Origin of the sequence: Dolosicoccus paucivorans (genome assembly GCF_900100125.1) — a bacterium.
Lineage (GTDB): Bacteria > Bacillota > Bacilli > Lactobacillales > Aerococcaceae > Dolosicoccus > Dolosicoccus paucivorans.
The window spans coordinates 1-8,926 of sequence record NZ_FNEL01000063.1 but is presented as its reverse complement, the minus strand read 5'-3'; the positions used below and the strand labels follow the sequence as shown (position 1 = coordinate 8,926).

The following is an 8,926-nucleotide window of genomic DNA, read 5'->3' as shown; positions in this document are numbered from 1 at the left end:
GTGGATGAATGATTATCCACGTAAACAGTTTGGCTATGCCACAGCACACGAACTGTTTGCACGGGCTTTATACACCCAGCGACATGCTGCGTAACATTAAGGCCTTGACTTGGATCCTAGTCCAGCATAATACACTGGAAGTGCTCTTTGGACATCCTATCCAGAGCCTGGCTCCAGCTCGCTAATCGCGAGCATCATGCCGGAGCTTCCAAGTAAAGGCCTAAAGATTAGACAAGATACTAAAGCTAACTAACACTGCCACAGTTCAAGGTTTGTGAAAATTTGTAGCTAGTGGCTAATTTATACTTGAAATTTACAAAAAAATATTCATTTTAAACAAAACGGAATGGAATAAATATTATCGGAATGAAAGATCCCAAATTAGATAAAATAAACTTCTAAAAATCAGTATATTTCGAAGCATCTTATATTTTTTATGCGCACCTTCACTGCCTTTTATCTTCCAATATATCCAACCTATTATTATAAAAAACAATTCAACACCAAAATATTAAAAAAGAATCTCATATACTTTTCTCCATTTGTTTTTTTACTTCTATTATATGTTCTTCCTCTTTTTGTTAGAGAATGATGACACGAATAACCATAAAGTGTGCATGAATGAAAACTACCACTTATTGATGCGAACATAAAAAGACTTAGGTTGATTTACCTAAGTCTTCGAAGGATGAATGATTAAATTTTATAGATCAGAATCTAAATCTGTTTCGTCGTTTGCTTGTAGTGCTGCGACTGTAATGTAGTTATATGGCTTATTGAAGTGTGGTAAGAAGAAAATATCTAATAACGCTAGCTTATCGATCGTTAAGCCTTCTTGAATAGCTAGCGAGAACATATGAATAACTAACGAGACATCGTACTCTGATGCTAATTGTGCACCAAGTAAACGACGCGTGATTTTGTCGTAAACTAGACGAATTTTTACTTTAGCATTTTCTGGCATAAAGTTCGGGAATTGTGTGTCTTCTAAATCACTCACACCCACTTCATAACCTGCAACTTCCGCTGCTTTTTTACTTAATCCGGTAGATACCATCTTTAATTTAAAGATATTAATACCGTTAGATCCCTGAATACCAGCGCCTTCCAATGCTGTACCGCCGATGTTATGAGCAGCAACAATTCCTGAGCGAACAGCATTACTTGCTAGTGCGATATAGGCTGTGTCTTGAATCGCATTTGAGTAGTTTGTTGCGCAGTCACCAATGGCGTAAACATCTGGGTTGCTTGTTTTGAAGGTGCGGTCAACTAAGTAAGCTCCATTTTGGAATAATTCTAAGTCGTCTTTACCTAACTCAGCATTTGGTAAGAAGCCGATTGCGTTAATAATAACGTCAACGTCATAAGTTCCTTTATTAGTAACTAATTGTTTAACACGTCCGTTTTCGTCACCAACGTACTCAGTTGCTAATTCATTGAAGTGTAGTTCTAAGCCATGTTCTTCTAAGTTTTTATCCATTAACTTAGCAAACTCTGGATCGTAGTAGCTTGATAGAGAAGTTTCTGCTGCGTCGAATAATAAGACATTTTTGCCACGACGTTTAGCAGCTTCAGCAATCTCTACACCAATGTATCCTGCACCAATAACTGCAACGTTTTTAACGTCTTCATTGGCAAACTCTTCTTCTACTGCTTGAGCTTCTTGGAATAACTTTAAGAAATGGAGTCCGTCTAAGTCATTACCTGGAATGCGTGGTGAAATCGGTTTTGAACCCGTTGCTAAAATAAGCTTATCGAATGACTCTTCTACTTTCTCACCTTTAGAATTTGTGGCATAAACGACCTTTTTATCGAAGTCAATATTTTCTACTTCTGTTTCTAAAGAGATTTTAGCACCTTTTTTCTCGAAGTCTTTTTGGTTTGTATAGAATAATCCGTCATTTCCTGGGATCTGACGACCTACCCATAAGGCAGTTCCGCATCCTAAATAGCTTAAGTTAGAGTTTTTATCTAACATGACTACTTCAATATCTTTATAATTATCTAAAAGTGTGTTTGCTGCAGCAATTCCTGCATGGTTTGTTCCGATGATAACAACTTTCATCCCAACACTTCCTTTCTTTTTATTGTGATAATCATAGCATATTAAAAAGTGTAATGAAAGAGATTTAGTAATCTTTATAATTAATTTATTTTTACTAAGGTTACTACTATACGTTTTAAGCCAAATTTATAAACAGCCCAAAACGACAAGTTGTAATCAATATAAAATGAAGTGTTTTAGATCAAGCGTTAACATAAATGCTTATTTTCACATGTATATTTTATGAGAAATAGCCAATAGCAATATTTAAATTGTTATTATAGCCGAAACGTCTTATTTAGCTTATTACACTTATTAGTTTTTATAGAATAAAAACATACACTTATCGGTTAAATATTTATCTTTATTAAGTTTAATTCTATAGTTAATAACTATTATAGTAATCGTTAAAAAGAAAGCGTTTGCTTTAATACAGTGGGCCATTATAATTAGAGTTAATTTTAAAAGGAGGTTTTCCATGCTGAGTATTTTAGGTTTTATTTTGGCAATTGCTGTTGTTATTTACGGCGTATTTAAGCAGCGGAATTCTATTTTCATGTCATTAGTAGGTATATTCATCGTTGTAGTGATGAGTGGAATGCCCTTTGCAGAGTCATTTTTAGGGGATGAAACTTCGTTCGTTAACGGAATGGGTGGCTTTATCGCCGATTACTTCATTCTCTTCTTCTTAAGTGCGACATTTGCTATGTATATGGACCGAAGTGGTCGACGCAACAGGTATGCAAGAACAATTATCAACGATTTAGGCTCAAGGCGTCGATAAAGGTAGAATTTCAAGATAACGTTTTGTAGAGTTAACTTCTACAAATCCAGCTAAAATTTCTGGTATTTACCCTCAAAAAGGTAGTCTAGCTCCTGGACCAGATGCAGACATTGTCATTTTTGACCCAGAGTTTCGTGGCACATTCTCTCATGCAGATAGCTGCGAAGGAACAGACTATTCTACTTATGAAGGCTTCCCACGAATCGGTCGTTTTGAAAAAGTCTTCTTGCGCGGTCAATTAATGGCTGAAAACGGAAAATTAGTTGGCGAAAAAGGTCATGAAAGTATGTTGAACCAAAGCCTTATGCAATGGCTTATGAAGGGTTTATTAAAGATAAAAAATAATTATAGAGACAAAGAATTTTAATATTCTTTGCCTTTTTTGTTGACTTTCATTTTCTTTAATGTTAAATTTTGATTAACGTTTGATTAAACGTGATTTATATTACAGTGAGGAGCGATAGTTATGAAGTCTTTTATTAAACGCACAGTGAAGGGTTTATTGTCCATGAGCTTATTAATAAATGTTTTGTCGGTGACTGCTTTAGCTCAGGATAAACCTTTTGATGGCGAGGAAGTAAAGGTCGGTATCATGACAGGCGCTAGCGAAGATGTATGGCAAATTGTTGTTAATTCTGCTAAAGACGAAGGAATTAATATTGATTTAACCACATTTACTGACTATGTGCAGCCAAACGCAGCGTTACAAGATGGTTCATTAGATTTAAATGCCTTCCAACACATTGCTTTTTTAGATGATTGGAACGAAGCGAATGACGGGGATATTGTTCCAATTGGGTTTACTTTTGTTTCTCCAATGGGTCTTTATTCTAATAAGTATGATGATGTTTCTGAGCTGCCAGAAGGTGCTACGATTGCGATTCCAAACGATCCAACAAATGGTGGTCGCGCGATTTTAGCATTAGAAATCGCTGGATTAATTGAAGTTGATCAATCTAAAGGTGTGTTAGTCACTCCTGAAGATATTACAGATAACCCTAAAAACTTTAAGTTTGAGGAGTTAGATGCTGCTCAATTAGCAATCGCTTTAGAAGATGTCGATGCAGCGTTTATTAATACAAACTTTGCAACCGATGCGGGGTTAAAATTAAGCGAAGCTATTTTTGTTGATGCTGAAGAGCCTCAAAAATTAAACGAAGCTTACAAAAACGTTATCGCAACGAAAGAAGAAAATAAAGATAACGAATTGTATAAGCATATCGTTGAATTGTATCAAACAGAAGACGTTGCTAAAGCAATCTCTGATACAACGAATGGGGCCGACCGCGCAGTATGGGAAAATGCACCTAGCGTAAATTAATAGACGAAACTCCCCTATTATCGAGAATGATAATGGGGAGTTTTTATGTTATAAATCATTTATTTTACTAAATTCTACATTTGGAGTCCACTGTACATGTTGATAGTGGGTATTAATTTGATCCCACTCATTTTGGGTCATTTTTTGAATATACTGTGGAATTAATGTAGCGATATCTTGTTGTGTAATCATTAAGAGCTTATCAGGTGTAAAAGTGTTGAAGTTCCCCCCACCAGATGCACGGTATTGGGACACGGCTAAAGTATATAATTTATCTCGTTGAATTGGCTCATTTGTGGATTCATCGATTAATTGTATAATGCGTTGTTCTTGCGGTTTAGTCATATCTACAACTGTTTTAAGTCCGCTAAATAGATCGCGATTATAATGCTTAGGCTTAGGCTCTTTATAAGTAGGATTTACTACAAGTTGATTTTCGTTATCTAACTGATAGTACTGATAGTTATACTCCATAATATCGTATAAGTCCTGGCCAGTAACTGCGACTTTAGCAATTAAATTGAAAAATGGATAAGCTTGTAACAATACTTCATTTGTAATTGCACCTTTAAAGGATTTAAAGCCATCATTAATTAAAGCAGCCGCACTAAAATCAGCGTCTGTTTCTTGAAGTTGAATATAATTAATTAATTCAATAAAAGGAATTCCTTGAGCCCGAGCTATCCCCTCATCTTCTGTCGGAATAAGAATGGGTGCCACACCGAAGGAAGTATTGAGCCACTTTTGAGCTTTCTGAGCTTTAGGGGCCAACTCCTTCATTAATTCTTCATCCATACAAGCATCGATCGTACTCACTAGTTCGCTTGTTATATTCCCCAACGAATCAATCGTAATATGACCAATGTATTCTCCACTTCTGCCTGGCTGGATGACGTATGTATCATTAACTTTAGTATTAATCACGCGGTGCTGATGTCCAGTCAATAAGAGGTCGATTTCAGGGTATTCTTTGAGTAGACGACTTCCTTGATTTTCTCCGGTGTCTAATTCAGTTAATTCGAAAGTTTCTAAATCGGCTTCGAAACCTCCATGATAAGCCACCACCAATAGGTCCACTTTGGGTCGTAATTCATCAATATAAGATCCTACCGCTTCTATCATATCTTTAAAAACTAACCCTTCATAGTTTTGAGGCGGCTCCCAGTTAGGGATATATTGAGTGGTTGCACCAATCAATCCCATCTTCAAACCATTTTTTTCAATGATGGTATACGGTTTTCCCATAAAAGGTTGTTTGGTTTCTTTATTTAAAATATTAGAACAAAGGATTTGGCTTTTTAACTGGGATAATGTTTCGGTCAAATAAGATAAGCCAAAGTTAAATTCATGGTTGCCGATCACCTGATAATCGTAGTTCAATGCATTCATTGCGTCGGAAAATACGCTACCGTCTTCTTCAATTTGACTAAAATAGGTCGCAAAACCCGTTCCTTGAATAAAATCTCCTAAGTCAATTGTAATTACCTCATCTTGAGCGTGCTGCTTTTGTAAAGACTTTAAGACGTGACTTGTTTGGTATAAAGATGGTGGGTTAAGTGACCAATTCGCATGGGTATCACTCGTAATGAACAAATGGATTTTTTTAGACATATAATTCTCCTTTATGAATGACTTGATGTTTGATCCATACGTCGTTGTATTTTCTTAGACCAAAATCCTCCGTTGATATATTTGGTTTCAAAGGAAAAATAGAACGCATGAGGAGCAAGTTTATTTAAAGAATCATATAATAATGCTTCATTTTTACGCGAAGATAAAACTGTTAGAATTATTCGATTTCCTTCACGTCCATAAGCTTCTTGTACCGTTACCCCGTAACCTAATTCTCTCAATTGGTCTGCTAGATCAGCATCTTGTTCTTTAATGATAATTTGAATAACTGCGTAACCTAAAGCAAGCTTTTCTTCAATCAGCATACCAAGCATAATTCCCATACCGAATCCAAAGGCATAAGTTAATAAGTAAATAGGTTGGTCAATGTATCTCATAACAATCGACAGTCCTAGAGTATAGATGATGACTTCGATCATCGCAATAACCGGCGCGATCTTACGATACCCTCTCATCATCAGTAGCACTCTTAGTGTGTTTAAAGAAATATATCCTAAATTAATGACAAAAATAAAGATTAAAAGTGTCACGTTCATATCGTTTACCCCTTTCTCAATTCACTATGCTAACACTTCTAAAAGAGGTTGTATAGTCTTATTCACTGTGATTAGTTATAATAAATTTTTTTAATTTTCCTTTGGGTTTACATAATAAGTTAGGTGGGGATGAAAAAAACATCTCTTGTTTCTTTTAAGAGACGTTTTATTTTTGTTAATGACGATCTGGCACAACGAATAAAATAATATATGTTTGCGCAATGACCATCATTGATAAAAGTATTTTACCAATCATAAATGGAATAAAGTAAATTGATATGCCCATTAATACATAAATACTCAATAAAATGGAGTACTTCTTCTTTCGAGGGATTGATCTTGTTTCAATCCAATCAGAGACATAAAAATCATATAACTTAGTTTGAATGAGCCATTCATGGAATCTTTTTGAGCTACGGCTAAAGCAATAAGCAGACAATAATAAAAATGGCGTTGTTGGTAATAATGGCAAAGCCGCTCCTGCTGCTCCTAAACCAAATGAGATGAATCCTACTGCGATATAAAAGTATCGTCTCATCCTCTTCCCTCCTCTTTTTTTGTTTGCATGATCTATTCTAACAGAAAAATATACAAAAATAAATAATTGTTTATTTTGCTTGAAACCTACTTCTGATTGAGGTATATTAGAAGTTGTCTAGGGGGTATAGCTCAGTTGGGAGAGCGCTTGCATGGCATGCAAGAGGTCGTCGGTTCAAGCCCGATTATCTCCATTCTTTTTATCTCATGATAATTAACCAAAAAAGTCCTGTTAGTGAACAACTCACTTTCAGGACTTTTTTGTCGCATCAATGCAATTTTTCTTTATTATATCTTCCCCCACCTTTTGACTCATTTTCGCATTGATGGTTTATTTAACTAAGGAAGATACAAACGATACTCCCCTACTGTTTCTTCAAAAATACCCGAATGAAGAATCCCTTCTTCATAGATAACATCAACTTGAGAAGTCATCGTATAAAATATACCAGCATATTCCAAATACCCTGATTTAACGCGGTATTCATCACTAGAAATAATATGTAACACCTCAATCGGCTCATTCACCTGTTCCACTAGCATTTTTATTTCTTGAGACGGATTTTGGTAAGGATCGCGACTAGACCGGTAAACCTCTTGAAACTTTACTGTGAATAACCCAACACTCAAACAGACTAAACTAGCCACTATAAATCGTTCAATATTAGACTCCTTATGATTCACCTTATTAAACAATAATAAAAGAACCATCGCTAAATACACCAGTAAAAAGATATAAAGAGTCTCCATATACCGATGAATAGCTGCTAAGCGAACCGCTTCATGAGTTGGCATAGAGAAGATATACATATAATAAACACTGATAACATAAGAAACTGTACTAAAAAGAGAAAGAAAAAACACTTCACGAATCCACCAGCGACCCATCTTTTTCCAAAAATAAAATAAATATAAGAAGAAAAAAGCCAATATAATCAAATAAATTCCTCGCATAACAAGATGATTCCCATTTAAGATATAGCGAACAAAGGCTTCGCGAATTTGTGTAATATCCTGGACTGTCTTATCACTTGCGATCACTTTGTAATCGTTAAAATCAATCGCATGTTTAGAGCTTTGACTCTGTGCAAACGCTCGGCTTAAATAAATTTGCCACCCAGCAAACGGTAAAAAGGTAAATAAAGAGATTAAAAAGGCAACTCCACTCTTCTTTCGACTCATTGGGTAGGCTTTTAAATGATGGAATGACAATACAAGAAAGTGTAAATAACTGATCCCTACAAAGAAAAGAGCACTGTTTTTCATTAAAGACAACGCTCCAGCAGCAATCGCAGTAAATAACGCTAAGCGTTTAATATCTGAACGCAAATACACTTGTCCTGCAATAATGCCTACCGCGTAAACACTAATTAAATCATCCACCAAAACCGAGTTTATCGGCACAAACTTAACCCAGGCAATCATCGCTGCGACTAACATCAATAAACTACGAGCGATCGAAAGAGAACTTTTTTCGTTTACCAGTTGAATTAAAGGTAAAAGCGATAGAATCAATAAAAACCAATGACTGACTAGTAAGAGACCTTCATGAAAGAAATCATGACCTAACCAAAAATATGAAAATACGGATGATCCTAAAGGGTAAGACGTAAAGGTCACAATATTTTGATTTGAATGAGGAAATTGACCAAATGCCGTCAAATATTTCACGACGAGTGCCCAATGAGAGAAGTTATCGTAGTGGCTTAACTTTAATTGACCACGGCGATTAAGAGAATACTTAATACTCCAATGATCCACCCGTTTCTTTTTAAATCTTTAATCTTCTCGATTGTCAATTTAAGTTAGAAATTTCTACACTATATTATGAGTGATTGAACTTGGTGACATACTTGTGCTAACCACCTTAAACAACTCCCTTCATCAAGCTCCTGGCTGGTCAAGAGGAAAAGCGCTAGCGACTCTTGAGGAGTCAGGTGCTTGATGAAACCATATTTCTTAAGTGGTTGGCATAATATCCAGATGTTTGATCCAAAAGATGGGCCAAGAAAACCTCCAGGGGAGTGTAGTAGTTAAGAGATTTACGTGGAATGATATTTCGCTTGAAGGTT

The 8,926-nt window shown here is 35.7% G+C and carries 7 protein-coding genes, 1 tRNA gene and 1 pseudogene; 4 read left to right on the top strand and 5 right to left on the bottom strand.

What is annotated here, in order from left to right:
• Positions 1-703 precede the first annotated feature (703 nt).
• Positions 704-2,065, bottom strand: coding sequence for a H2O-forming NADH oxidase (nox, locus tag BLR79_RS07780; protein ID WP_092086681.1), 1,362 nt, complete (start codon positions 2,063-2,065; stop codon positions 704-706).
• A 457-nt stretch (positions 2,066-2,522) separates the two neighbouring features.
• Here nox and BLR79_RS07775 point away from each other — a divergent pair, with 457 nt between their 5' ends.
• From BLR79_RS07775 to BLR79_RS07770, 3 genes and pseudogenes are all read left to right on the top strand, one after another.
• Positions 2,523-2,828, top strand: coding sequence for a GntT/GntP/DsdX family permease (locus BLR79_RS07775; protein WP_092086678.1), 306 nt, complete (start codon positions 2,523-2,525; stop codon positions 2,826-2,828).
• A 34-nt stretch (positions 2,829-2,862) separates the two neighbouring features.
• Positions 2,863-3,195 (top strand): annotated as a pseudogene (locus BLR79_RS09335) (amidohydrolase family protein); the annotation flags it as partial.
• Between the two features lie 99 nt (positions 3,196-3,294).
• Entirely contained in the window at positions 3,295-4,149 is an 855-nt protein-coding gene (locus BLR79_RS07770; protein ID WP_092086675.1) for a MetQ/NlpA family ABC transporter substrate-binding protein, read from the top strand.
• A 48-nt stretch (positions 4,150-4,197) separates the two neighbouring features.
• Here the strand turns inward: BLR79_RS07770 and BLR79_RS07765 are convergent, their stop codons facing one another.
• The 3 genes from BLR79_RS07765 to BLR79_RS07755 all read right to left on the bottom strand — a co-directional run bounded on the left by BLR79_RS07765 (position 4,198) and on the right by BLR79_RS07755 (position 6,855).
• Positions 4,198-5,760, bottom strand: coding sequence for a bifunctional metallophosphatase/5'-nucleotidase (locus BLR79_RS07765; RefSeq protein WP_092086672.1), 1,563 nt, complete (start codon positions 5,758-5,760; stop codon positions 4,198-4,200).
• Positions 5,761-5,771: 11 nt separating this feature from the next.
• Complete coding sequence (locus BLR79_RS07760) at positions 5,772-6,317, bottom strand: DUF2179 domain-containing protein (protein WP_092086669.1); 546 nt, start codon at positions 6,315-6,317, stop codon at positions 5,772-5,774.
• A gap of 175 nt (positions 6,318-6,492) precedes the next feature.
• On the bottom strand, positions 6,493-6,855 hold the full coding sequence (locus BLR79_RS07755) for a YbaN family protein (protein WP_092086666.1): 363 nt from the start codon (positions 6,853-6,855) through the stop codon (positions 6,493-6,495).
• A gap of 120 nt (positions 6,856-6,975) precedes the next feature.
• On the opposite strand from BLR79_RS07755, the gene BLR79_RS07750 reads away from it, so the two are divergent.
• Positions 6,976-7,048 (top strand) — tRNA-Ala (locus BLR79_RS07750).
• Between the two features lie 145 nt (positions 7,049-7,193).
• Here BLR79_RS07750 and BLR79_RS07745 read toward each other — a convergent pair.
• A complete protein-coding gene (locus BLR79_RS07745) occupies positions 7,194-8,615 on the bottom strand; it encodes a hypothetical protein (RefSeq protein ID WP_092086663.1) in 1,422 nt (473 codons plus the stop codon).
• Positions 8,616-8,926: the final 311 nt, after the last annotated feature.

Coding starts and splice junctions, on each gene's coding strand:
- nox (WP_092086681.1), bottom strand. CDS start 2,065: ATGAAAGTTGTTATCATCGGAACAAACCATGCAGGAATTGCTGCAGCA.
- BLR79_RS07755 (WP_092086666.1), bottom strand. CDS start 6,855: ATGAGACGATACTTTTATATCGCAGTAGGATTCATCTCATTTGGTTTA.
- BLR79_RS07765 (WP_092086672.1), bottom strand. CDS start 5,760: ATGTCTAAAAAAATCCATTTGTTCATTACGAGTGATACCCATGCGAAT.
- BLR79_RS07775 (WP_092086678.1), top strand. CDS start 2,523: ATGCTGAGTATTTTAGGTTTTATTTTGGCAATTGCTGTTGTTATTTAC.
- BLR79_RS07770 (WP_092086675.1), top strand. CDS start 3,295: ATGAAGTCTTTTATTAAACGCACAGTGAAGGGTTTATTGTCCATGAGC.
- BLR79_RS07760 (WP_092086669.1), bottom strand. CDS start 6,317: ATGAACGTGACACTTTTAATCTTTATTTTTGTCATTAATTTAGGATAT.